Annotated in this window: 25 protein-coding genes and 1 tRNA gene; 13 read left to right on the plus strand and 13 right to left on the minus strand. The window is 71.2% G+C overall.

The genetic code is table 11. The features are described 5' to 3' along the window. Nucleotides 1–34: 34 nt before the first annotated feature. From ROJ8625_RS17655 to ROJ8625_RS17685, 7 genes are all read right to left on the minus strand, one after another. Nucleotides 35–1,192, minus strand: a complete 1,158-nt coding sequence (locus tag ROJ8625_RS17655) for an SPFH domain-containing protein (RefSeq protein ID WP_085793238.1) — start codon at nt 1,190–1,192, stop codon at nt 35–37. Nucleotides 1,193–1,216: 24 nt separating this feature from the next. Then, a complete protein-coding gene (locus ROJ8625_RS17660; RefSeq protein WP_085793239.1) occupies nt 1,217–2,203 on the minus strand; it encodes a DUF2927 domain-containing protein in 987 nt (328 codons plus the stop codon). Nucleotides 2,204–2,211: 8 nt separating this feature from the next. After that, nucleotides 2,212–3,414, minus strand: coding sequence for a toxic anion resistance protein (locus ROJ8625_RS17665; protein ID WP_085793240.1), 1,203 nt, complete (start codon nt 3,412–3,414; stop codon nt 2,212–2,214). Between the two features lie 30 nt (nt 3,415–3,444). After that, nucleotides 3,445–4,341 carry a 5-bromo-4-chloroindolyl phosphate hydrolysis family protein gene (locus ROJ8625_RS17670; protein ID WP_085793241.1) on the minus strand — a complete coding sequence of 299 codons (897 nt, stop codon included), beginning with the start codon at nt 4,339–4,341 and terminating at the stop codon, nt 3,445–3,447. A 309-nt stretch (nt 4,342–4,650) separates the two neighbouring features. Next, on the minus strand, nt 4,651–5,481 hold the full coding sequence (locus ROJ8625_RS17675; RefSeq protein ID WP_085793242.1) for a hypothetical protein: 831 nt from the start codon (nt 5,479–5,481) through the stop codon (nt 4,651–4,653). A gap of 11 nt (nt 5,482–5,492) precedes the next feature. Next, the gene (locus ROJ8625_RS17680) at nt 5,493–5,690 is read right to left on the minus strand and encodes a hypothetical protein (protein ID WP_085793243.1); all 198 of its coding nucleotides are present in this window, start codon (nt 5,688–5,690) and stop codon (nt 5,493–5,495) included. Between the two features lie 75 nt (nt 5,691–5,765). Further along, complete coding sequence (locus ROJ8625_RS17685) at nt 5,766–6,563, minus strand: pseudouridine synthase (RefSeq protein WP_085793244.1); 798 nt, start codon at nt 6,561–6,563, stop codon at nt 5,766–5,768. 85 nt (nt 6,564–6,648) lie between these two features. Here ROJ8625_RS17685 and ROJ8625_RS17690 point away from each other — a divergent pair, with 85 nt between their 5' ends. Then, nucleotides 6,649–7,101: a nucleoside deaminase gene (locus ROJ8625_RS17690; protein WP_085793245.1), complete on the plus strand. Its 453-nt coding sequence runs from the start codon at nt 6,649–6,651 to the stop codon at nt 7,099–7,101. Then, nucleotides 7,098–7,640 carry a pseudouridine synthase gene (locus ROJ8625_RS17695; RefSeq protein WP_200813335.1) on the plus strand — a complete coding sequence of 181 codons (543 nt, stop codon included), beginning with the start codon at nt 7,098–7,100 and terminating at the stop codon, nt 7,638–7,640. The genes ROJ8625_RS17690 and ROJ8625_RS17695 overlap by 4 nt, the downstream gene beginning before the upstream one ends. Before the next feature lie 32 nt (nt 7,641–7,672). Here the strand turns inward: ROJ8625_RS17695 and ROJ8625_RS17700 are convergent, their stop codons facing one another. Further along, nucleotides 7,673–8,689 carry an NADP-dependent oxidoreductase gene (locus tag ROJ8625_RS17700; protein ID WP_085793247.1) on the minus strand — a complete coding sequence of 339 codons (1,017 nt, stop codon included), beginning with the start codon at nt 8,687–8,689 and terminating at the stop codon, nt 7,673–7,675. Nucleotides 8,690–8,810: 121 nt separating this feature from the next. Between ROJ8625_RS17700 and ROJ8625_RS17705 the strand changes: the two genes are divergently transcribed. The 4 genes from ROJ8625_RS17705 (at nt 8,811) to ROJ8625_RS17720 (ending at nt 13,360) form a co-directional block, all read left to right on the plus strand. Continuing rightward, a complete protein-coding gene (locus ROJ8625_RS17705; RefSeq protein ID WP_085793248.1) occupies nt 8,811–10,445 on the plus strand; it encodes a long-chain fatty acid--CoA ligase in 1,635 nt (544 codons plus the stop codon). Nucleotides 10,446–10,622: 177 nt separating this feature from the next. After that, nucleotides 10,623–11,858 (plus strand): acyl-CoA dehydrogenase family protein, encoded by a 1,236-nt coding sequence (locus tag ROJ8625_RS17710; protein WP_085793340.1) that lies wholly within the window; start codon nt 10,623–10,625, stop codon nt 11,856–11,858. Nucleotides 11,859–11,861: 3 nt separating this feature from the next. Beyond that, the gene (locus tag ROJ8625_RS17715) at nt 11,862–12,881 is read left to right on the plus strand and encodes a phosphotransferase family protein (protein WP_085793249.1); all 1,020 of its coding nucleotides are present in this window, start codon (nt 11,862–11,864) and stop codon (nt 12,879–12,881) included. Further along, entirely contained in the window at nt 12,878–13,360 is a 483-nt protein-coding gene (locus tag ROJ8625_RS17720; RefSeq protein ID WP_085793250.1) for an MOSC domain-containing protein, read from the plus strand. The genes ROJ8625_RS17715 and ROJ8625_RS17720 overlap by 4 nt, the downstream gene beginning before the upstream one ends. On the opposite strand, the gene ROJ8625_RS17725 is transcribed toward ROJ8625_RS17720, so the two are convergent. After that, entirely contained in the window at nt 13,348–14,307 is a 960-nt protein-coding gene (locus ROJ8625_RS17725; protein WP_085793251.1) for an MBL fold metallo-hydrolase, read from the minus strand. The genes ROJ8625_RS17720 and ROJ8625_RS17725 overlap by 13 nt on opposite strands. A gap of 147 nt (nt 14,308–14,454) precedes the next feature. Between ROJ8625_RS17725 and ROJ8625_RS17730 the strand changes: the two genes are divergently transcribed. The 4 genes from ROJ8625_RS17730 (at nt 14,455) to ROJ8625_RS17745 (ending at nt 17,862) form a co-directional block, all read left to right on the plus strand. Beyond that, nucleotides 14,455–15,069, plus strand: a complete 615-nt coding sequence (locus tag ROJ8625_RS17730; RefSeq protein WP_085793252.1) for a nicotinate-nucleotide adenylyltransferase — start codon at nt 14,455–14,457, stop codon at nt 15,067–15,069. A gap of 89 nt (nt 15,070–15,158) precedes the next feature. Next, a complete protein-coding gene (gene dacB, locus ROJ8625_RS17735; protein WP_085793253.1) occupies nt 15,159–16,664 on the plus strand; it encodes a D-alanyl-D-alanine carboxypeptidase/D-alanyl-D-alanine endopeptidase in 1,506 nt (501 codons plus the stop codon). Between the two features lie 278 nt (nt 16,665–16,942). Continuing rightward, nucleotides 16,943–17,260, plus strand: coding sequence for an antibiotic biosynthesis monooxygenase family protein (locus ROJ8625_RS17740; RefSeq protein ID WP_085793254.1), 318 nt, complete (start codon nt 16,943–16,945; stop codon nt 17,258–17,260). Between the two features lie 50 nt (nt 17,261–17,310). Then, nucleotides 17,311–17,862 (plus strand): hemerythrin domain-containing protein, encoded by a 552-nt coding sequence (locus tag ROJ8625_RS17745; protein ID WP_085793255.1) that lies wholly within the window; start codon nt 17,311–17,313, stop codon nt 17,860–17,862. Nucleotides 17,863–17,895: 33 nt separating this feature from the next. On the opposite strand, the gene ROJ8625_RS17750 is transcribed toward ROJ8625_RS17745, so the two are convergent. Both ROJ8625_RS17750 and ROJ8625_RS17755 read right to left on the minus strand, forming a co-directional pair. Then, nucleotides 17,896–19,233: a sensor histidine kinase gene (locus ROJ8625_RS17750; protein WP_085793256.1), complete on the minus strand. Its 1,338-nt coding sequence runs from the start codon at nt 19,231–19,233 to the stop codon at nt 17,896–17,898. Then, on the minus strand, nt 19,230–19,904 hold the full coding sequence (locus ROJ8625_RS17755) for a response regulator (RefSeq protein WP_085793257.1): 675 nt from the start codon (nt 19,902–19,904) through the stop codon (nt 19,230–19,232). The genes ROJ8625_RS17750 and ROJ8625_RS17755 overlap by 4 nt, the downstream gene beginning before the upstream one ends. Nucleotides 19,905–20,181: 277 nt before the next feature. Here ROJ8625_RS17755 and ROJ8625_RS17760 point away from each other — a divergent pair, with 277 nt between their 5' ends. Both ROJ8625_RS17760 and pyrF read left to right on the plus strand, forming a co-directional pair. After that, nucleotides 20,182–21,324: a S1C family serine protease gene (locus ROJ8625_RS17760; protein WP_085793258.1), complete on the plus strand. Its 1,143-nt coding sequence runs from the start codon at nt 20,182–20,184 to the stop codon at nt 21,322–21,324. A 130-nt stretch (nt 21,325–21,454) separates the two neighbouring features. Beyond that, the gene (pyrF, locus tag ROJ8625_RS17765; RefSeq protein WP_143535168.1) at nt 21,455–22,312 is read left to right on the plus strand and encodes an orotidine-5'-phosphate decarboxylase; all 858 of its coding nucleotides are present in this window, start codon (nt 21,455–21,457) and stop codon (nt 22,310–22,312) included. Nucleotides 22,313–22,371: 59 nt separating this feature from the next. On the opposite strand, the gene ROJ8625_RS17770 is transcribed toward pyrF, so the two are convergent. After that, nucleotides 22,372–22,447 (minus strand) — tRNA-Ala (locus ROJ8625_RS17770). A gap of 98 nt (nt 22,448–22,545) precedes the next feature. After that, entirely contained in the window at nt 22,546–22,872 is a 327-nt protein-coding gene (locus tag ROJ8625_RS17775) for a TIGR02300 family protein (protein ID WP_085793260.1), read from the minus strand. Nucleotides 22,873–22,996: 124 nt separating this feature from the next. Between ROJ8625_RS17775 and ROJ8625_RS17780 the strand changes: the two genes are divergently transcribed. Next, nucleotides 22,997–23,698: a M48 family metallopeptidase gene (locus tag ROJ8625_RS17780; protein ID WP_085793261.1), complete on the plus strand. Its 702-nt coding sequence runs from the start codon at nt 22,997–22,999 to the stop codon at nt 23,696–23,698. Nucleotides 23,699–23,702 lie beyond the last annotated feature (4 nt).

Raw genomic sequence — 23,702 nt, forward strand, 5'->3', positions numbered from 1 at the left:
CGCCGGGCTGCGCCGAGGTCCTGGCGCCCGGGGGTCAGCCGGCCGGCGGTGGTGGCGGTGGCGGCATCACCGTGAAGAGCTGCGCAAGCTCGGTCACGTCGCCCGCGGCCTTCCACCCGTCCTGGCCTGCAGTCCAGACGAGCGTCTCGCGGGCAAGCTGGCCCTCCTGCGCCATGCGCCCGAGCCGCGCCTTGGAGTAGGGGCCGTGCGTCTGCCCGGCCTCTGCGATGTGCCAGACATGCTCGACCGGCGGCGGGGGCGGCGGCGCGGCGGCAGGCTGGGCGCCTTGCGACGGCTGCGCGCCGCCCCACGGCCCGGCCGCGCCCGGTTGCGCGCCCCACGGCCCGGCGGCACCTCCCATCGCGCGGCCCATCGCCATGCCGAGCCCGGCGCCAAGGCCCGCGCCCATGGCGTCGCCGGCGCCGCCGCCCTGGGTCATCGCCTCGGCCGCCTTCCACTTCATGTGATCGTCGAGATTGCCGGCGATCCCGCGCGAGGTGCGGGCGTCCAGCGCCTTTTCCACCGCCGGCGGCAGCGAGATGTTCTCGATGTAGAGTTCCGGGATCGTCAGCCCGTAGGCCGCGATCTTGGGCGAGATCGCCTGCGCGACCAGCGCGCCCATCTCCCCGGTGTTGGCGGCCATGTCGAGCGCCGGGATCCCCGAGGACGCCAGCGCGCGGCTCGCCTCCTGCACGATGATATTGCGGATCTGAAAGCTGATCTCGTCACGCGTGAACTCGCCGTCGGTGCCGACGATCTCGGTCAGGAAGAGGCCGGGATCGGTCACCTTGATCGCGTAGGTGCCGAAGGCGCGCAGCCGCAGCGGTCCGAACTCGGGATCGCGCAGCATGATCGGGTTCTTCGTGCCCCACTTCAGGTCCGTGAAGCGCGCCGTTGAGACGAAGTAGACCTCCGACTTGAAGGGCGAGCGAAAACCGTGATCCCAGTGCTGGAGCGACGTCATGATCGGCATGTTGTTGGTCTCGAGCATGTAGAGACCGGGCGGGAACACGTCCGCCAGTTGCCCCTCGTGCACGAACACGGCCGACTGGCCCTCGCGCACGGTGAGCTTGGCCCCGTACTTGATCTCGTGGCCCTCGCGCTCGAAGCGCCAGACCATCGTGTCGCGGGTGTCGTCGGTCCAGTGGATGACGTCGATGAACTGGCCGGACAGAAAATCGAAGATGCCCATGATCACGCTCCGTGGGATGAAATGTCAGCTCGGTCCGGCGGCGACGGACGGCCGCTCCGCCACGAGATCGGCGGCGATGTCGCGCACGATCGGCATCGCCTCTTCCGCGGTCATGCCGACCTCGAGCCGCGGATCGTAAAGGATCCGCAGCAGCATCTCGTCATGCGGGGTCAGGAGCGCGAACTCGTCGTCGTCGTTGAAGATCGACGGCCGCGCCCGCGGCGAGTCGTTGGCGAGGCCGAGCCCCTGCGCGACCTCCTCGTGGATGCACGACTTCATCAGAAGCTCCGGGTGCTCGGCCCGCACCAGCGCGATCGCCCGGCCGTAATCGTAGCTGCCCGGCGAGTCCGAGAACGCGATCACGAGGCAGTGGATCTCGCGCGGGAGCGTCTCCAGCACCGCGAGCGAGGCCGGATCGATGCCCGGGACGATCGCGCGGACCCGGTCGCCGATGTCGGCGCGGTCGTCCTCGCTCAGGAACATGACGTGAAAATTCGGGTCCCGGTCGGACATCGAGATCGAATGATCGGTCACCCGGGCCATCCGCTCGACGTAGCGGCTGAGCGTACCGGTCTCGCGGCGCACCTGGTCGGCCCCGACCGAGGCGCCGAACATCGCCTCGACGCGCACCGGCTGGTCCCAGCGCTTGATGCGGCCGAGCGCCCCGGCGGAGGGGCGCAGGCCCGCGCCGCGCTCGTATTCCTCGGCCAGCGCGATGCGCTCGAAGTTGCGGGCCAGCTGCGTGTCGGTGAACGGCGCGTCTGTGCCGCCGTCATCGGTGCGGAGCAGACCCTGGCCGACAAGGTCGCGCTCCAGCCGCGCGTAGTAGCTGGCCAGTTCCGCGCTCCGCTCGGACGGGGCGGGTGGCGGCGCCGGCGCCTCGGCCGGGCGATCGGGCCGCGCGCGTGGCTTCACGCCCGGCGGCGCGTCCGCCTCCGGCATCTCGCAGGCCGCGACGGCAACGAGCGACAGCGCCGCCGCGCAGAAGCGAAGGAGGCGACCCGCCGGCATCCCGTCCCTCAGCGCGACGCCGGCACGGCGCCGGCGGCGGTGTCGCCGGTCCCGTCGCGCCGCGCCTTCGCGGCGGCCAGCGTATCGCGCAGTTCGCGCTCCATCTTGGTCAGTTCCTCCTCGGCCTGCGCGCGGCGGGCCTTGCCCTCGTCCGCGATCTTGAGGCTTTCCTGAATCGTGCCGACGAGATCGGCGTTCGCCTGCTTCACCGCCTCGATGTCAAAGACGCCACGCTCGATCTCGGTGCGAATGGCGCGGTTGCTCTCGCGCAGGTTCTGGGCGTTCGCGGTCAAGAGTTCGTTGGTGAGGTCGTTGGCGTCGCGCACCGCGGTCGCCGCCTCGTGCGAGCGCTGGATCGTCACGGCCTGCGCCAGCTGCGTCTCCCACAGCGGCACCGTGTTGACCAGCGTCGAGTTGATCTTGGTCACGAGGCTCTTGTCGTTCTCCTGCACCAGCCGGATCGACGGCAGCGATTGCATCGTTACCTGCCGGGTGAGTTTCAGGTCGTGCACCCGCCGCTCGAGGTCGTCGCGGGAGGCGCGCAGGTCGCGCAGCTCCTGCGCCTTCATCACCTGCTGGTCCTCCGGCGCGGCCTCCACCTCGGCCTCTTTCGCCGGGATCGCGTCGCTGTCGAGCTCGGCCAGCTTGGCCTCGCCCGCCGCGATATAGAGCGCCAGCTCGTCGTAGAACTGCAGCGTTTTCTCGTACAGCAGGTCGAGCGACTTGATGTCCTTCAGAAGCACGTGCTCGTGCTTGAGCAGGTCGTCGGTGATGCGGTCGATCTGGCCCTGCACCTCTTCGTAGCGCGCGTGGAACTTCGCCAGCGGCGCCGCGCGGCCGATCAGCTTTTCCCACCAGGAGCGTTCGCGGCGCACGTCGAGCTCGGAGACCGAGAAACCGCGGATCGTGGTGACGATGCCGCGCAGGCTGTCGCCGGCCGGGCCGACGTCCTTGTTGCGCACGCCCTGCAGCATCGACTGGCTGATTTCCTGCAGCTCGGCCTGCGCGGCCGAGCCGAAGGACACGATGGATTGGGTGTCGGATATGTCGATCTCGTCCATCCGCGACCGGATCTCGTCGGCCTGGTCGGGCGCGGCGGCCTGCAGGCTCGGCACGCTGTCGGGGCCGGCCGGTTCGGGCAGCGCGGCCCGGTTCACGTCCTCGACGAGCGCTTCGGTTTCCTGGGCCTTGGCCCGGACGGCTTCGGACATGTCACTGGTTCCCTGTGAGATGGGTTGAACTCATGTTGGTGTGCGGGAGAGGCGGACGCCCTCGCGCTGCAACCGTTCGCGCAGCACGTCGATTTCGACCGCGAGGTCGGTATTGGTATCGACGAGGAGGGTCTTGGTCTTGCGGCCGAAGCTTTCCTCGAGATCTGCGAGGAGTTGCATGAACCGGTCGCGTGCGGCCGCGTCGCGGCTACGCTGCTGAATGTCGGCGAACTTCACCGCCGCGTCGCGCGCGCCCATCAGGTACACCCCGAGATAGCGCCGCGCCGCGGTCAGGTCGCGTGGATCCTCCTCGACCGTGCGGATGAGCTCGCGCGCCGTCGTCTGGAAGCGTTCGACCCGGGCGAGCACCTGCCGGTCGCCGGCGCGGCGGGCGGCGGCGCCCATATCGTCGAGGTAATCCTCGGCCTCGTCGACCACGCGCGCAACCCGGTCCTGCTGAAACGAATCGACGCCACCGAGCCCCTTTCCGCGCAGCGGATCGATCCCGAAGGCGGCGAGGTGGAGCGCACCGGCGGCCACGCCGTAGAGCACCGCGGCCGGCACGCCCGTGTCGCCCGACAAGGTGGCGAGCGCCGTGCCGCCGCCCGCCAGGCCCGCGGCGAGGATCTTGCGCGGCAGGGCCGGCCGGTGCGCGACCTTGCGTTCGTTGAAGGCAGCCTCGGCCTTCAGCCCCTCGCGCAGGAGCCACGCACCGAGGATCCACGACGCCGCTCCGGCCAGCCCGAGGACGAGCCCCGCCGCGCCTGCGCCCAGCGACAGAAAGCCGAGCACCACCGGCGGTACGAACATCACATTGGCCCGAGCGCCCACCGGGTTCACGCGCGCCCCGGCATAGGCCGGGGGCGGCGTGTCGGGGGGATCGCCCGCGGATCCGGGGCTGTATTTTCCGCCGAAGCGCTGCGCCATCGCTCAGAGCCCCCCGAGCCAGCCGAGGGCGGCGCCCATCTGCAGCAGGAACAGCAGCACGAAGGCCAGCTTTTGCAGAGCAGTGCCCGACATGGGCTCTCCCGGTTCGCCAGTGTCTTCGCGAACCGCCTCGGTCGGCTCGCCGATATCACCGGAAACCTAAGCCATCCCCCAAGCGGTTGCTAGGGCGTTTGCCGCGCTGCCGCACTTGTCGGGACGTGGGTCGGGGCATCGACGCCGTGCGCGCGCGCCCTGCGGTTGCACCGATGGCGGATATCGGTCCGGGCCCGTGCGCCCGCCGCGTGGCCGTCAGGCCGCGCGCTCGCGCTGCATCCGCTCGACCAGCAGATCCGCGTCGAGCGCGTAGGCATCGGGCGTCTCGCGCTGGCGCCGCTGGCGGGCGCCGGCCTCGAAGGCCGTCGTCATCGCCGTCAGACGCGTGGCGTAAAGCCGGGTGGCCTGCGCCGGGTTTTCCTGCCAGCCGGCTTCGAGCCGCGACACCTCCGCTTCGACGAGCCCGAGGAACCGGTCGAGCGGTTTCTGCAGGCCCAGGAGCCGCTCCGGCTCCACGGCGAAGGCGCGCAAAAGGCGCATGGTCGCGCCGTGCATGGCCTCGGTGCGCGCGGTCAGCGGCTGGTGGCCGAGCGCGCCGACCCGGTCGACCGCGTCGCGCAGCGCCGCGTCGGAATGCACGATCAGCGCGTCGGCCCGGCTGCGGGCGATGTGCGCGGGATCGTTCAGGCCCTTGTGCCGCAGAGGATCGAAGCCGAACGCGGCGATGGCGAAGCCGGCGGCGGCAAGGCCGAGCATCAGCGCCGGCAGCGCGTGGGTGAACCGGCTGGCAGCCAACAGGAACACCAGGACGCCGAGAAGCAGCGCGCCGATGAGCTTGCGCGGCACCGCCGGGCGGTGCGCGACCGGCGCGGCATCGTAGGCCTGGTGCGCGGCGTGCCCCTGCGCGATCAGCAGAGCGGCAACGCCCAGCAGCGCGAAGTGGACCAGCGCCGCGATCAGCGCCATCAGCGATCCGTCGAAGAGCCACAGCAGCAGCGGCAGCGCCGCCAGAAGCAGCAGCGGCAGGCTGTCGACGGCCGAGGTCTTGTTCGGATCCGGGCCGGTCGTGTGAATGCGGGACTTCATCGGGCGAAACCTCATCCGTAACTCAGCGCGAAGATCAGAAGCCAAAGGCAGCCGAAGGCGAGATTGGAGGCGAGACGGCCGCCGCGGCTCAGGCGCCGGGCGCCGTCCCGCAACGTGCGGGCGGTGTCGGTGGCGAGCATGCGCAGGTTCACCGCCACGAGGACGACAGACAGGCACATGAGAAGGGCAGCAATGACAGTGACGAGCATGCTCCCGTGATCCCGCCCAAACCGGGCGAAATCGCGGCGTGCGACGGGTCAAAACCGGGAAATATTGGCGTACAGTTAACGTCTGCGCCTTATTTTGCGACGTTTCGGCGGGGCTCCGCCGGTCTTGTCCCCGGGGGCCTCCGCAGGCAGGCCGAGCTGGTCGCGCAGCACGCGCGGCCGCACTTCCTCGACCGCGCCGCGCGCCATCTGGCCCAGCTGGAACGGCCCGTAGGAGACGCGGATCAGGCGGCTGACCTTCAGCCCGAGATCGGCCATCGCGCGGCGGACCTCGCGGTTCTTGCCCTCGCGAAGGCCCACGGTGACCCACGCGTTCGCACCCTGCTGGCGGTCGAGCGTCACGATCATCGGCTGAAAGCGCTGGCCGTCGACCTCGAGCCCGTCGCGCAGCGGCGCGAAGGTGGCGTCGTCGGGCTGGCCGTTCACCCGGACGCGATACTTGCGCAGCCAGCCGGTCGCCGGCAGCTCGAGCTTGCGCTTGATGCCGCCATCGTTGGTCAGCAGCAGCAGCCCCTCGGAATTGAGGTCGAGCCGGCCGACCGTCATCACCCGAGGCAGGTCCGCCGGCAGCTCGTCAAAGATCGTGGGCCGGCCCTGCTCGTCGCGCGTCGTCGTCACGAGGCCCGGCGGCTTGTGGTAGAGCCAAAGGCGCGGCGCCTCGGCCGCGCCGAGGGGCTTGCCGTCCACGGTGATCCGGTCGGCCGCCGTCACGTTCAGCGCCGGGGACTCGATCCGCTTGCCGTTCACGCTCACGCGGCCGGCCTCGATCATGCGCTCGGCGTCGCGCCGCGAGGCGACACCGGCGCGGGCGATGACCTTGGCGATGCGGTCGCCGGGGGGAGTCTCTGCAGCCATGGCGCCGCTCTAGCGCGCCCGCCGATCGGGCGGAAGGGGGCCGCGCGGCTGTTTTCCGTCGCGCGCAGCCGCTAGAACGCGGATCATGACATTCCGCAGCCACATGGAGCGCGCGCTGGCCGAGGCCCGGGCCGCCGCCGATCGGGGCGAGGTGCCGGTCGGCGCCGTCGTCGTCGCGCCGACAGGCGCGGTCGTCGCCGCGGCGGGCAACCGCACACGCGAACTGGCCGATCCGACCGCCCATGCCGAGATCCTGGCACTCCGGGCGGCCTGTGCCGCGGCCGGGTCGGAGCGGCTTGCCGGACACGATCTCTACGTCACGCTGGAGCCCTGCGCGATGTGCGCCGCGGCCATTTCGTTCGCGCGGATCGCGCGGCTCTACTGGGGGGCCGCGGATCCGAAATCGGGCGGCGTCCTGCAGGGCGCCCGCGTGTTCGCGCAGCCGCAATGCCACCACGCCCCCGAGCTCTACGACGGGATCGCGGCTACCGAGGCAGAGGCGCTCCTGCGCGATTTCTTTGCGGCGCGCCGGGCATGACGACGATCCTCTTCAACAAGCCGTTCGGGGTGCTGTCGCAGTTCACCGATCGCGGAACCGAGGGCTCGCCCCGCCCGACCCTCTCGGCCTTCGTCGACGTGAAGGGCGTCTATCCGGCCGGACGGCTGGACCGAGACAGCGAGGGTCTGCTCGTCCTGACCGATGACGGCCGGCTGCAGGCGCGCATCGCCAGCCCGAAATTCAAGGCGCCGAAGCGCTACCTCGTGCAGGTCGAGGGCACGCCGGAAGAGGCGCAACTGGCCGCCCTGCGGGCCGGCGTGACGCTCAGGGACGGGCCGACGCGTCCGGCGGGGGCACGTGCGATCGCGCCGCCCGCGCTCTGGCCGCGCGACCCGCCGGTGCGCTATCGCAAGTCGGTGCCGGACGCCTGGCTCGAGATCGAACTGACCGAGGGCCGCAATCGGCAGGTCCGGCGCATGTGCGCGCATGTGGGCCTGCCGTGCCTGCGACTGGTGCGCTGGTCGGTGGGCGACTGGACGCTCGACGGCATCGCGCCCGGCACGTGGCGCCGGGCCTGAGTCGCCGCACGCCCGGGCCCGTCGAAAGACGGTCAGATCTTCATGATCTGCTTGCCGGTGTTGCCGCCCTTCAGCATCCGGATGAAGGTTTCGGGCGCATGGTCGAGCCCTTCGGCCACGTCCTCGCGCCAGTCGATCTCGCCCTTGGCGACGCGCGGGGCCACGTCCGACAGGAAGGCGTCGAAGCGATCCCAGTGATCGGCGATGATGAAGCCGCTGACGGACATCCGCTTCACCAGCACCGACCGCCAGAGCATCGGCAGGCGGTCCTCGGACTCCTCGACGCCACCGTACCACGCGACCATGCCGCAGACCGGGATCCGCCCGAAGGTGTTCATCAGCGGCACCACCGCCTCCAGCACCTTGCCGCCGACATTCTCGAAGTAGATGTCCACGCCGTCCGGCGCCGCCTCGGCGATGGCGGCGCGCAGCGACCGCGCGTCATCATGGGCGCGGTGGTCGATCGCGGCGTCGAAGCCGAACGCGTCGCGCGCCAGCGCGCACTTGTCCGCGCCGCCGGCGATGGCGACCGTGCGCAGCCCGGCGGCCTTGGCCAGCTGCCCGACCATCGACCCGACGGGGCCGGTCGCTGCCGCCACGACCAGCGTTTCGCCGGCCTTCGGGCGGCCCAGATCGTTCAGCCCGTACCAGCCGGTGAAGCCCGGCATCCCGAGCACGCCCAGAACCGACGTGGGCGGGACGCCGTCGTCGATCCGGCGCGCCTCGGATGCCTTGAGCACCGCGTGACTCGCCCAGCCGGTCATGCCGGTCACGCGGTCGCCCTCCGACAGCCCGTCGGCGTTCGACGCGACCACGCGGCCCACGCCCTGCGCGGTCATCGTGCCGCCGATCGGCACCGGATCGGCATAGCTCCGCGCATCGTCCATGCGTCCGCGCATGTAGGGATCGAGTGAGAAATGCTCGACCGCGACGAGCACCTCGCCCGCGCCGGGGTTCGGCAAGTCGCCTGTTTCGAGCGCGAAATCCTCTGGCACCGGGTCGCCCGAGGGGCGCCGGGCAAGCGTGATGCGGCGAAGCTGGTCGGCCATGATCTGTCCTTCCGTGCGGGAAAATTCCGTTGGGTCAGCAGGATTTGCGGTTGCGCCGCAGCGCGGCTGCCGCCCAAGCTGCATCTGGAGACGCGAGTTGCGGAAGGCAAGGGAGGGCCCGATGCACGGCATGATGATGCACGAACCGCTGTCGATCCTCGAGATCCTGCGCTACGCCGCCGGGGCCCATCCGGGCGCCGAGGTGGTGTCGGCGCGGGTCGAGGGCGACGTTCACCGCGAAAGCTATGCCGAGCTCTACGCGCGCGCCGGGCAACTGGCGCATGCGCTGTCCCGTCTCGGCATCGCCGAGGGCGACCGCGTCGCCACGCTCGCATGGAACGGTCACCGGCATGTCGAGCTCTACTACGGCGTCTCCGGCATGGGCGCGGTCTGCCACACGATCAATCCGCGTCTCTCGGCCGAGCAGATGCTCTACATCATCGGCCACGCCGAGGACCGCCTCCTGTTCGTCGACCTGACCTTCGTGCCGCTGGTCGAGACGCTTGCCGATCACCTGCCGGCCGGTCTGCGCCTCGTGGTGATGACGGACCGCGCCCATATGCCCGACAGCCCGCTCGAGCTGATGTGCTACGAGGACCTGCTGGCGGCCGCGGCGCCGGACTACGACTGGCCCTCGCTGCCCGAGGAGACCGCCGCGGCGCTCTGCTACACCTCCGGGACCACCGGCAATCCCAAGGGCGCGCTCTACACCCACCGCTCGACCGTCCTGCACGCGATGAGCGTGACCGTCGCGCTGGCCAAGTCGCTGTGCGAGGGCGGGCGAATCCTGCCGGTGGTGCCGCTCTTTCACGTGAACGCGTGGGGGCTGCCCTACGCCGCGCCGCTCGCCGGTGCGTCGCTGGTCATGCCGGGGCCCAATCTCGACGGGGCGTCGCTGTGGGACCTGATGGAGGCCGAGAAGGTCACCTCGGCCTGGGGCGTGCCGACGGTCTGGTTCGGGCTGACCGCGGAGATCGAGAAACGCGGCCGCCCGCCCGAGGGCTTCGGCCAGGTGGTCGTCGGCGGCTCTGCCGCGCCGCGCTCGATGATCGAGGGCTTCGAGAGCGCCGGGATCGAGGTGATCCACGCCTGGGGGATGACCGAGATGAGCCCGGTCGGCACGCACGGGCTGTTGTCCGCGCCGATGCGCGAGCTGCCCTTCGAGGAGCAGATGGCGCTCAAGGCCAAGCAGGGACGCCGGATCTTCGGCGTCGCGCTGAAGATCGTCGACGAGGCCGGCAACCGGCTGCCCCATGACGGCGAGGCGGCCGGAGAGCTCTTCGTGCGGGGCAACACGGTCGTGTCGGGCTACTTCGCCAACGCCGAGGCGAGCGACGCGGCGATCGACGCCGAGGGCTGGTTCGGCACCGGCGACGTGGCCTCGATCGATCCCGACGGATTCCTGACGATCCAGGACCGGACCAAGGACCTGATCAAGTCGGGCGGCGAATGGATCAGCTCGATCGATCTGGAGAATATCGCCGTCGCGCATCCCCAGGTGGCCGCCTGCGCGGTGATCGCGGTGCCGCACCCCAAATGGGACGAGCGCCCGCTGCTGGTCGTAGTGCCGAAGGACGCCTCGGACCCGCCGACGCTCGACGCGCTGCACGAGGCGATGCGCGCGCATGTGGCGAAATGGCAGCTGCCCGACGACATGGTGCTGGTCGAGGACCTGCCGTTGACGGCGACCGGGAAGGTGTCGAAGTTGACGCTGCGCGCGCGCTTCGCCGATCACGCTCTGCCCGATGCAGGCTAGACGCGCCGCCCCGGCCGTGCGCCGGGCGCAACCGGCCGGGCCGGAGTATTTGGACCAAGAAGAAGCGGGGGCGCGCGCCCGGCCGGGACCGGCGACGCCCGCGGATGGCGGGGCGGCGCGGCCATTCCCTCGCCGGAAAGGACCGGAATGGACGGCATGAACGACAGCGGCGCGGCGATGGATCTGGGCATGAGCGCGCGGGTGCGCCCGCTCGTCGCGGCGGTGCGCGCGATGATCGCCGACGAGATCGCGCCCCTCGACGCCGAGTACCATGCCGAGGTGGGCCGGCACCCGTCGGGCGACCGGTTCCGGCTGACCGATCGCCAGCGCGAGATCATCGACGGGCTGAAGGCCGAGGCGAAGGCCCGCGGGCTCTGGAATCTCTGGCTCACCGACAGCGCGCGTGGCGGGGGGCTGACCACGGTGGACTACGCCTACCTCGCCGAGGAGATGGGCAAGGTGCCGCTGGCGGCGGAGGTGTTCAACTGCAATGCCCCGGACACCGGCAACATGGAAGTTCTGGAGCGCTACGGCGCGGAGTGGATGAAGGCGCGCTGGCTCGCGCCGCTGCTCGCGGGCGAGATCCGCTCGGCCTACGTGATGAGCGAGCCGGGGGTGGCGTCGTCGGACGCCGCGCAGCTCGCCTTCGCGGCCCGGCGCGACGGCGACGGCTTCGTGCTGAACGGCGAGAAGCACTGGATCTCGGGCGCCGGCGATCCGCGCTGCGCGGTCTACATCCTGCTGGCCTGCACCGATCCGGAGGCGGACAAGCACGCCCGGCACACGATGTTCGCGCTCGATGCCGACATGCCGGGGATCGAGGTCGTGCGGCCGATGACGGTGTTCGGCGCCGACGACGCCCCGCACGGGCACATGCACCTGCGCTTCACCGATGTCCGGGTGCCGGCGGAGAACGTCATCCTCGGGGAGGGCCGCGGCTTCGAGGTGGCGCAGGGCCGGCTCGGCCCCGGCCGGATCCATCATTGCATGCGCGCGATCGGGCAGGCCGAGAAGGCGCTGGCGCTGATGTGCCGCCGCGGGACGGAGCGGACCGCCTTCGGCAAGCCGCTGGCGGAGCTGGGCGCGAACTACGACATCGTCGCCAACGCCCGGATGGAGATCGAGATGGCGCGGCTGCTGTGCCTCAAGGCGGCCTGGGTGATGGACACCGAAGGCACGCGGGCGGCGGCGCCGTGGATCAGCCAGATCAAGGTGGTGGCGCCGCTGATGGCGGGGCGGGTCATCGACGAGGCGATCCAGATGCATGGCGGGTCGGGCATCAGCCAGGATTTCGAGCTGGCACGGATGTGGACCCATGTGCGCACGCTGCGGTTCGCCGACGGGCCGGACGCGGTGCACCGCCGCCAGGTGGCGCGCGCCGAGCTGAAGGCGCAGCGCGGCGCCGGGGACTGAGCGATGGAGCGCGACGAACTCGATCGCGTGCGCCGCTGGATGGAGCGCAACGTGCCCGGGTTCTCGGGACCGCTCGGCGCGACGAAGTTCGACAGCGGGCAGTCGAACCCGACCTACCGGCTGAACGCGGCGTCCGGGGCCTACGTGTTGCGGCGCAAGCCGCACGGTCCGCTGCTGAAGTCCGCGCACGCGGTCGACCGCGAGTTTCGCGTGATGCGCGCTCTGGCCGACACGCCCGTGCCGGTGCCGCGCGTCCACGCGCTCTGCGAGGACGAGAGCGTTCTCGGCGCGATGTTCTTCGTGATGGAGCACGTGTCGGGGCGCGTGATCGACGAGCCGTCGATGCCGCGCTCGGTGCCGCGGGAACGCGCCGAGGTGATCGTCGAGATGGGGCGCGTGCTGGCCGAGATCCATGCCGTCGACGTGGACGCGGTCGGGCTCGGCGATTTCGGCCCGCCGGGCGACTACTACGCGCGCCAGCTCGGCCGCTGGACGAAACAGTACCGCGCGAGCGAGACCGAGGCGATCGACGACATGGACCGGCTGATCGCCTGGCTGGAGGCGCACCTGCCGGAGGACGACGGCCAGCGCACGCTGGTGCACGGCGACTACCGGATCGACAACCTGCTGTTCGCCTCCGAGGGCACCCTGTGCCGGGCGGTGCTGGACTGGGAGCTGTCGACGCTCGGCCACCCGCTCGCCGATCTGGCCGCGGTGATCATGCAGTGGCGTCTGCCGCCGGGCCCCGAAGGCCGGGGGCTGGCCGGTGTCGACCGTGCCGCGCTGGGCCTGCCCTCGGATGCGGATTTCGTGGCGGCATACTGCGCGCGGCGCGGGATCGACGTGCCGGCGGACTTCAATTTCCACCTCGCCTTCGCGTTTTTCCGCATGGGCGCGATCCTGCAGGGCGTGAAGAAGCGCGCGCTCGACGGCAATGCCTCGAACCCCGACAAGGGTCTGCGGCTCGGGTCCTTCGTGCCGCGCTTCGCGGCCCTGGGGCTCGAGGCGGCGCACGAGGGATGAGTGCGCTCGGCGAGATGCAGGCGCGCGTGGCGCAGTCCGGGCGCCTCGACTGGATCGGGCTGCGGCCCGCGCGGCGCGCCGCCCCGGTGCCGGCGGACCGCGCGGAGGTCGGCGACGGCGGCCTCACCGGCGATCACGGCCGTCCGGGGCGACGGGCCGTCACGCTGATGCAGGCCGAGCACCTCGCCGCGATCGGGGCGTTTCTCGGGCGCGGCCCGGTGGCGCCGGAGGCGTTGCGCCGCAATCTCGTGGTGTCGGGCATCAACCTCGCCGCGCTGAAACGGCGTATCATCCGCATCGGCACGGTGGAGCTTCGGCTGACGGTGATCTGTGCGCCCTGCTCGCGGATGGAGCAGGCCTTCGGCCCCGGCGGCTACTCTGCGGTCCGCGGCCATGGCGGCTGGTGCGCCGAAGTGCTGCGCCCCGGCCGGATCGCGGTCGGCGATCCGGTCGAGGCGTTCGACGATCAGAGCGTGTAGGTCCACTCGGCCGGGACCATGCGGTAGCCGTCGCCCTCGGCCGCGACGTTGACGACGCCCGGAAAGCCGATATGCGAGCCGGCGACCGTCATCCGGTCGGCGACGACGCGGTCGAGGATCTGCTGGCGCGTCGCGACCGCCTGTTCGGGGTCGGCGTCGAAGCCGATGGCGACGTCGGGCCGCGCGAACTGGATCGGCGTGACGTGCACGATATCGGCCCATATCAGCAGCTGGCTGTCGCCCGATGCGACCATGAAGCCGGAATGCCCGGGCGTGTGGCCGGGCAGGGGCATCGACGTCACGCCAGGTGCGACCTCCTCCTCGCCCGAGAAGGTGACGATCCGGTCGCCGTAGGCCGACAGGACGTTCCGTGCGAGGGCCGCGAAGTTCTGCACCATCTCGCCGGCGCCGGAGAAGTTGCCCTCGTCGGACCAGAAATCGCGCTCGGTCTCGTGCACGACGAGCTCCGCGTTCGGAAACATCGCGCCGCCGTCCGACAGCGCGCCGGCGACGTGATCGGGATGCAGGTGCGTGGCCAGAAGCTTGGTGACCGACGCCGGGTCGATCCCCGCGGCCGACAGGTTCTGCGGCAGCTTGCCGAGGCTCGGGCCCATCGCGTCGGCGGTGCCGGCATCGACGAGGATCGTCTCGTCGCCGCTCTGGATCGCGAAGGCGTTGACCGCGGAGGGGAAGGTCTCGGGGTCGCGGAAATGCTCTCGCATCAGCTCTTCGTAGCCGGCGGCGTCGATGCCGATGAGCGCGTCGGGCCCGATATGCAGGCTGCCGTCGTTGAGGCAGGTCACGGTGACGTCGCCGATGGCGACGCGCTGCACCGCGGGCACCTGGCCGGTGGCGGCGCTTCCGGACTGGGCGAAGGCGGGCACGGAAGCGCCCGTGGCGGCGAGGCCGGCGAGCGGCGCGGTGGCGAGAAACTGGCGGCGGTCCATCACTGTCTCCTCTGTCGTGGAACCGGGTAGACGACGAGTTGGATCGTGCACGACACAAGTCAAAGCCGCATGACGGCGTTGCGCTCGGGGCCCGGGCGGTGTTTCTGGGGCCGCGAGACGCGCCCGGAGCGGCAGGAGCGAGGCCCGATGGCAGAGACCGACCGGATCACCGGACTGACGCTGCCGCGCGGGGCGCGCGTCGGGCTGCTGGGCGGATCGTTCGATCCGGCGCACCGCGGGCACGCCCACATCACCCGCGAGGCGCTCAAGCGCTTCGGCCTCGACCGGGTGGTGTGGCTCGTATCGCCGGGCAATCCGCTCAAGGCGCACGGGCCCGCGCCGCTCGCCGAACGCATGGCGCAGGCGCGCCGCGTGATGCGCCACCCGCGCGTCATCGTGTCGGATGCCGAGGCGCGCCTCGGCACGCGCTACACCGCGCAGACGCTGGCCCGGCTGCGCGGACGCCATTCCGAGGTGCGCTTCGTCTGGCTGATGGGCGCCGACAACCTGCGCCAGCTTCATCGCTGGGACAATTGGCGCGCAATCATGGATCAGGTGCCGGTCGGCGTGATGGCCCGGCCGGGCGATCGCATGTCGGCGCAGACCTCCGTCGCGGCGCGGGTCTATGCCGGCGCACGGCTGTCGGAGGCGGCGTCGCAGCTTCTGCCGCTCTGCGACGCGCCGGCCTGGTGCTTCGTCAACCTGCCGATGAGCGACGCGAGCTCTTCGGCGATCCGCGCCGGCGGCGGCTGGTCGGCCTGAGCGCGCTTCGGCCGCTCACGCAGACGTGGCCGTGCGTGGGGCTGCGCGCCCGCTTGCCGGGGTCGGGTTCCTCGGGTTAACTCCGACGCATGTCGCTCGAGCTCTCCCGCCGCCGCTTTCTTGCCGCGCTCTCCGCATCGGTCGCCGCCGGTCCCGCACTGGCGCGGGCGCCCGAAACCTCGCTGCGCCCCGTCGCCCGGGGCGACGATCTCTGGAAGCGCTCGATCGAGAGCCTCGACGACATCGTGCGCGATGCCGGTCTGCCGGGCCGCTTCGGCTTTTCCGTCGGCAGCGTCGATACCGGCGCCGCGCTGGAGGAGCGCAACGCCGCGACGGGCCTGCCGCCGGCCTCGGTCGCCAAGGCGCTGACGGCGGCCTACGCGCTCGAGCATCTGGGCGACGACCACCGCTTCGTCACGCGCTGCCTCGCCACCGGCCCGGTCGATGCCGAGGGCACGCTCGACGGTGACCTGATCCTCGCGGGCGGCGGCGATCCGACGCTCGACACCGACGGGCTCGCGGCGCTGGCCGACGACCTGCGCGCGGCCGGCGTGCAATCGGTTCGCGGCCGGTTCCTCGTCTGGGGCGGCGCGCTGCCGCAGGTGTCGCAGATCGATCCCGGCCAGCCTGACCACGTGGGCTACAACCCGTCGGTCTCGGGACTGAACGTGAATTTCAACCGCGTCCACTTCGAGTGGCGCCGCACCGGCGAGAGCTACCAGATCACGATGGACGGTCGCTCCGGGTCGCTGCGCCCGCCGGTGTCGATGGCGCGCATGGTCGTCGTCGCGCGCCGCACCCCGGTCTATACCTACACCGACGCCGGCGACCGCGACGACTGGACCGTGGCGAAGGCCGCGCTGGGCAATGGCGGCGCCCGCTGGCTGCCGGTCCGGCGCGCGGCGCTCTACGGCGGCGAGGTGTTCCAGTCCGTCGCGGGCAGCGCCGGGATCCGGCTGAAGGCGCCCGAACTGATCGACGCGCTGCCGGCCACCACAGAACCGCTGGCCGAGCGCGAGAGCCAACCGCTCGAGACGATCCTGCGCGACATGCTGAAATACTCCACCAACCTCACCGCCGAGGCCGTCGGCTGCGCCGCCAGCGTCGCCCGGGGCGAGATGCCCGCCACGCTCGCCGAGTCGGCCGGGATGATGAACGCGTGGGCCCGCGAGGCGCTCGGCCTCGGGGACGTCGCTCTCATTGATCACTCCGGGCTGGGCGACGGGAGCCGCATCGCCGCGGCGGACATGTGCCGCGCGCTCGTCGCGCTGCGCCGCCGGATGGAGCTGAAGCCGCTTCTGAAGCCGATACCGATCCGCGACGAGGCGCGGCGCGTGGTCGACGGGCACCCGCTCGACGTCCACGCCAAGACGGGCACGCTCAACTTCGTGTCCGGGTTGGCCGGCTACATCGACTGCCCGGACGGTAGCGAACTGGCCTTCGCGATCTTCTCCGGCGATCTGGACCACCGCGCCACCATCCCGCGAGAGGATCGCGATCGCCCGCAGGGCGCGCGCACCTACAACACGCGCGCCAAGAAGTTCCAGATGGCGCTCATCCGGCGCTGGGGCGCGCTTTACGGCCGCCCGGCCTGAACGGTGCGCTGCGCGGTGTCGTCCCCGCCGAGCGCGACGCCGACGAGCGGCAGAAGGCACAGAAGCGCGGCGGCGAAAATGGTGAACATGCGTCGGGTCATGGCGAAATCGTCCTTGAAAACGGGCGCGTGGCCGAGCCTGCGCCGAATGGTGTGAATATTTCGACCATACCCCGGAAAGATGTCAGGAAAGGGGCCGGCCCCGCGCGGCGGGGCCGCGACGATTGGCGCACCGGCCGCAGCGTGTCAGACTGACCCGGCGAAAGAGGAGCGCGCCCCATGCCGAACATCGTCCATCCGAGCGAGGTCCAGATCGTCCTGACCACCTTCGAGACCAGCCCAGGCATGTGCCAGGATCTCATGGATGCGCTGCAGGACGCCTATGCCAGCTTCATCTCGAAACAGCCCGGCTTCGTCGCGGCCGGCCTGCACGTCAACGACGCGCAGACCCGGATCGCAAACTACTCGCAGTGGCGCCGGCGCGAGGATTTCATGGAGATGCTGCGCTCCGAGGAGATGCGCGAGCGCAATCGCCGGTTCTCCGATCTCTGCCATCGGTTCGAGCCGGTGATGTATGATGTCGCGGCGGTGTTCTGAGTCTTGATCCCGGTCCGCTCCGCTGCACCTACTCAGCGCGGAGGTACGACATGGACGACGATCTGACGCTCGAGCGCCGCTCCGGATTGCCGGACGCGCTGCGCACGCTGCTCGAAAGCTATCCCCGCCCGACGTGGGAAACCCATCCCGAGTTCGAGGGGCTGGTGCGGTTCTGGCTCGACCGTCACCTGATGTTCCGCAAGCTCGGCACGCTGCTGCGCGAGGACGCAGAGGCGACGATCGACGGCAAGATGCCCCCCGAGGCACAGCGCGCCCGGCTCGCCCGCTACGGCACGATGCTGGTGAACGAACTTCACGGCCATCACCAGATCGAGGATCATCACTACTTTCCCGCGTTGAGCGGGCTCGAGCCGACGCTCATCCGCGGTTTCACCCTTCTCGATCGCGATCACGAGGCGATGGACGGCCTTCTCGACCGGTTCGCCTCCGGCGCCAACGACGTGATCGGCGGCAAGAGCGAGGTCGGCCCGTTCCGCGAGCAGCTCCTCGCCTTCGACTCGCTGCTCGACCGCCACCTCGTCGACGAGGAGGACCTGATCGTGCCGGTCATCCTCAAGCATGGTGCCGGGCGGATGCAGTGACCCGGCCGGGCCGGGCGCCGGCGCCCGGCGCGCTCAGCCATCCGGAAAGCGCAGCGTCACCCGCAGGCCCGGCCCCGCATCGGACAGCTCCGGCGGGGCGCCGTGCAACTGCGCGATGGCCGTGACCAGTGACAGACCCAGCCCATTGCCCGGCGTCGTGCGGCTTCGTTCCAGCCGGTAGAGACGGCGCAGGACGTTCTCGCGCTCGGCCTCCGGAATGCCGGGGCCGGTATCGGCCACCGACAGCGTGCGATCCGCCCCCACCGTCACGGTCACGTGCGCATCGCGGCCGGCGTGGCGCAGGGCGTTCTCCAGAAGGTTCGCCAGCGCCTGCGCAATCAGGTCGCGGTCCCCGGTCACGGTGACCGGCCGCTCCGGCAACGCGACCGACAGCGCGATGCCGGCCTCCTCGGCCGCCGGGTCGTAAAGCTCCACCATCTCCGCGGCGAGCGCGCTCAGGTCGACCGGGCCGAACCCCTGCGCCGGGCTGCCACCCTCGATCTGCGCGATCTGCAGCAGCGCGCGGAACACCGCGGTCGCGCGCGCCGCCTCGCTTTCGGCCCGCCGCGCGAGATCGGCGGCGCGCGTTTCCTCGGGCAGATCGGCCCGTAGATCCTCGAGCAGAACCGAGATCCGCTGCAACGGTGTGCGCAGGTCGTGCGCGATATCGGCCGAGACCTGCCGCAGCGCGTCCGTCGCCGCTTCCTGCCGCGCCGCCATCCGGTTCACGCCCTGTCCGATCCGCGCGAGGTCGTCGCCCGCGCGGTCCGACGGGTCGTAGCGCGCGGTCAGGTCGCCTCCCGCGATCTCGGCCAGCGTCCGCTCGATCCGCGTGACCCGGCGCGCGGACCGCCGCGCGACCAACGTCCCGATCCCGAGCGACAGCAGCGTCGTCGGCACGAGGCTGAGAACAAGCAGTGCAAGGAACGTGCGCCGCAGCGCGTCGAGGGGCGCAAGGCTCTCTGCGACGATCAGCACGCCGGAGGACAGCCGGCGCACCTCGCGGACATAGCCCGCGTCCGACAGGGGCCGGTTCGGCCCGAGCGCGACCAGCCGGGGCTGGCCGCCGCGCATCACCGCGTCGGCATTGCCGGCGCGTCGCCCGTCGTCGCCCAGGAACACGTAGACCCGGTTGCGCGGCTCGGCGGCGCGCGCACGGGCGCCCACCAGCGTGGCGAGCGCCGCAGGCGTCGCCGTCACGTCGAGCCCGGCCATCTCGGCCGATACGCTCTGTCGGATCTGCGCCTTGGTGGTGGCTGCGAGCTGCAGGTAAGCCCCGCCGAGCGTCGCGCCGTTCACGAGCGTGAACAGGGCCACGAGGAACAACGCCAGACGGACCGGGGTCGAGGACAGGACGCGTCCGGCCCTCATCCGTCGATCCGGTAGCCCGCGCCGCGCACGGTGACGATGAGATCGCGCTCGAAGGGCCGGTCCACCTTCGCCCGAAGCCGAGAGATATGCGTCTCGACGACGTTGGTCTGGGGATCGAAATGCAGGTTCCACACCGCTTCGAGAAGCATGGTCCGGGTCTGCACCCGACCCTTGCGGCGCAGCAGGTGCTCGAGCAACGCGAACTCGCGAGGCAGCAGGTCGATCGTCTGGCCGCCGCGCGTCACCGTCCGGCGGACAAGGTCCATCTCGAGGTCGCCGGCCCGCAGCACCGTCTCGGTCTCGTCCGACAGGGGCAGCCGCCGCGCGAGCGCGGCGATCCGCGCCGAAAGCTCGCCGAACGCGAAGGGCTTGGCGAGGTAGTCGTCACCGCCCGCACGCAAGCCCTCGATCCGGTCCTCGGTGGTGCCCATCGCCGTCAGGAACAGCGCGGGCGTCGGCACCTTGGCCGCGCGCAGCGCCTTCACGAGGCTCAGCCCGTCGAGATCGGGCAGCATCCGGTCGACCACGATCACGTCGTAGCCCTGCGACATCGCCTGCGCGAGCGCGTCCTTGCCCGACTCCAGCGCGTCCACGGCATGACCTTCCTCGGTCAGGCCGCGCACGATGAAGTCCGCGGTGGTCGGATCGTCCTCCACGACAAGCAGTTTCATGCGGTTCGTGCCTCTCGTCGGCTCACGACCGCGTAAGTGGGGGTCGCGGCGCCGTGATTTCAAGCGCGGAATGCCGCCCTCCGCCCGCCGTGACCAACCTTACGAATATGTAATCGTCTGGCCGATGTCCCGGTAATCCGGCGGACCGACCTTTGTCCCATCCGGCGCCGGGCACCCATCGCCCGCTGCCGGCCCCCATTGTCATGCGGCGGGAGGGCACCGCGGCCGATCGGCCGTCCTCCTGTGCCGCGAGAGACCCGATTGGAGCAGGACACCGATGACCATCACACCCCGCCGCACCGTGTCGGCCCTCGCCATTGCCACGATGATCGCCGCCGGCGGCGTCACCACGCTCGGCCAGGGCCCCGCCGAGGCGCAATCCGCCCCGCAGCCGGGCAACGACTACGTCGATCTCGTCGCCGAGCTGTCGCCCGCCGTGGTGACGATCGAGGTGACCAAGACCCGCCAGAACGCGCAGTTCGAACGCGAGATGCCGCAGGGCGACTTCCCGTGGGAGGAGTTCATGCGCCGCTTCGGCATGCCCGAGGGTCACGGCCAGATGCCCCCCCGCGGCATGCCAGACCGCCAGATGCAGGGCACCGGCACCGGCTTCGCGATCTCCGCGGACGGCACCATCGTCACCAACGCGCACGTCGTGTCGGACGCCGACGAGGTGACCGTGACCCTCGAGGACGGGCGCGAGTTCGACGCCGAGGTGATCGGCCTCGACGAAGCGACCGATCTCGCCGTGCTCGAGATCGACGCCACGGATCTGGACTTCGTCGAATTCGGCGACTCGACCACGCTGCGCGTCGGGCAGAACGTCATCGCCATCGGCAACCCGTTCGGCCTCGGCAACACCGTGACAACGGGCATCGTCTCGGCGCTCGGCCGCGACATCAACGCCGGCCCGTTCGACGACTTCATCCAGACCGACGCGGCGATCAACCGCGGCAACTCGGGCGGCCCGCTCTTCAACGAGGCTGGCGAGGTCGTGGGCGTGAACACCGCGATCATCTCGCCCACCGGCGGCTCTGTCGGCATCGGCTTCTCCGTCCCGTCCGAGATCGCTGCCGAGGTCGTCACCGACCTGACCGATGACGGCGAGGTCGAGCGTGGCTGGCTCGGCGTCCGCATCGCACCCGTGTCCGAGGACGTGGCGCGCGCGCTCGGCTTCGACGACGACACCGGCGTGATGATCGAGAGCGTGCAGAACGATACGCCCGCGGCCGCCGCCGGGCTCCAGGACGGCGACATCGTCATGTCGGTCAACGGCGACACGATGGGCGGCCCGCGCGACCTGACCCGCGCCATCGCCATCGAGCGTCCGGGCGCCGAGGTCGAGATCGAGGTGCTGCGCCGTGGCGAAACCGAAAGTTTCACCGTCGAGCTCGGCAACCGCGCCGACATGCCGACCTGATCGGCAGCCACGATGCCATGACACGAGGGGCGTCCCGCCGGGGCGCCCCTTTTTCGTGCCTTGCGCGGCAGGCGCGCGCGCCGCTATGGCGCTCTGGCGCATCCGACACGCCGACAGCCCGAGAGCCGCCATGACCGACGTTTCCCGCCCGTTCGCAGCCCGCTTCGCCGACATCGCCGACCGGCGCTCCGCCTTCTGCTTCGGCGCCGATCCCTCGCCGGCGGTGTTGCGGGACTGGGGCCTGCCCGCGGACGCGACCGGGCTCGCCGATTTCGTGTCGATCGTGCTGGAGGCGGTCGAGGCCGGCCATGTCGGCCTGCTGAAGCCGCAGGTCGCCTTCTACGAGGCGTTCGGACCGGCCGGCATGGCGGAGCTCGCGCGGCTGATCGCCGGCGCGCGCAACCGCGGCCTTCTGGTGATCGCCGACGCCAAGCGTGGCGATATCGGCACGTCGTCCGCCGGCTACGGCGCGGCGTGGCTGGGGCGGGGCGGCTTCGACGCGGATGCGGTGACGCTGACCGCCTATCTCGGGCTGGGCGCGCTCTCTCCGGTGTTCGACCGCGCGGCGGACACCGGCAGCGCGGCCTTCGTCGTCGTGCGCTCGTCCAATCCCGAGGGCGCGGCGCTGCAATCGGCCCTGTCGGGCGACGTCGCGGTGGCCGACCGTCTCGCCGCCGAGATCGAGGCGGAGAACGCCCGCCTTGCGCCCGGGGCCACCGGACCGGTCGGCGCGGTGATCGGCGCGACGCTCGGGGCCGAGGCGACGCGCACCGTCGCGGCGATGCCGAGCGCGCTGTTCCTTGTCCCGGGCCTCGGCGCGCAGGGCGGCACGCTCGAGGACATGGCACGGATCTTTGTCGGCGCCGAGGCCCGCGTCATCCCGACCGCCTCGCGCGCCATCCTCGCCGCCGGCCCGTCCGTCGCGGACCTGCGCACCGCGCTCGCCCGGAACGCCGAGGCGGCGATGCGCCTGCGTCCCAAGGCATGACGCCGGGCGGCCGGATCGGCCCTCGGGCAGGGCGGGTCGTGGATGTGTCGTGGGGGTTTTGGTGGAGCCTAGGGGGATCGAACCCCTGACCTCCTGCATGCCATGCAGGCGCTCTCCCAGCTGAGCTAAGGCCCCGAATGTGACGGCGCCGCCGGCGCCGTGGAGCGTCGTCTATCCAAGGGCCGGGACGGGATCAAGCGGAAAATCCGGCCCGTTCCCGGCACCTCGGACCGTCAGTCGTCGCCTTCGTCGGAGACGTCCGCGATCTCGTCGAGCGACACGTTGTCGTCGTCGTCATCGTCCTCGAGAACATCGTCGTCATCGAGTTCGACCTCGACGTCCTCTTCGGTCTCGTTGTCCGACTCTTTCTCGGTCGCGGCCTTCTTCGACTTGCGGCTCGCGCCGTCCTCGGCGTCCGCGGCGATCATGCTGCGCTTGCCGGTCTCGACCTCGACGACCTCGCCCGTGTAGGGGCTGATCACCGGGTTCTGGTTCAGGTCGTAGAAGCGCTTGCCGGTCGTGGGGCAGACACGTTTGACACCCCATTCTTCCTTCGGCATGGGAGGTCCTTTCCCGAATATCGTGGCTCTTGCGGTAGATCACGGCCCCCTGCCATAACGCGCGAGGGCCGTCAACGGCCCGCCGCCCGCGCCCGAGAGACGCCAAGCGACAGGAGCCTCCGACATGGGACGCATCGCCTTGCCCGGCAACCCGCCGATCTCGGTCGATCTGCGCCGCTCCGCCGCCGCGCGGCGGATTTCGCTGCGCCTGTCGGGCATCGACGGGCGGGTGACCCTGACGTTGCCGCGGCGGGTGCCGGAGGCCGAGGGCATCGCCTTCCTGCGCGAAAAGGAGGGCTGGCTGCGGCGTCACCTGTCGGACCGGGCACCCGAGGTCCCGGTGGGCCCCGGCGCCATCCTGCCGCTCGAGGGCGCCCCGCACGAGATCGTGTCCGGGGCCGGGCGGGGCGTGCGGATCGAGGACGGGCGGCTCGCGGTTCCGGGCGATCCTGCCACCTCCGGCGCGCGGCTCCGCGCCTGGCTGCGCGAGCGTGCGCGCACGCGGCTGGCCGCGGCATCCGACCGGCACGCCGCGGCGCTCGGCCGCCGCTACGACCGCATCACGCTGCGCGACACGCGTTCGCGCTGGGGCTCGTGCTCGTCGGCCGGCGCGCTGATGTATTCGTGGCGGCTGATCCTCGCGCCGCCCGAGGTGCTCGACTATGTCGCCGCGCACGAGGTCGCGCATCTCGCCGAGATGAACCATTCGCCCGACTTCTGGGCCGTGGTCGACCGGCTCTGCCCGGGCTGGCGCGCGCAGCGCGACTGGCTGCGCCGCGAGGGCGGCGGCCTGCATCGCTACCGCTTCGAGACGACACAGGATTGACGGC

It is taken from the genome of Roseivivax jejudonensis (assembly GCF_900172265.1).
Classification (GTDB): Bacteria; Pseudomonadota; Alphaproteobacteria; order Rhodobacterales; family Rhodobacteraceae; genus Roseivivax; species Roseivivax jejudonensis.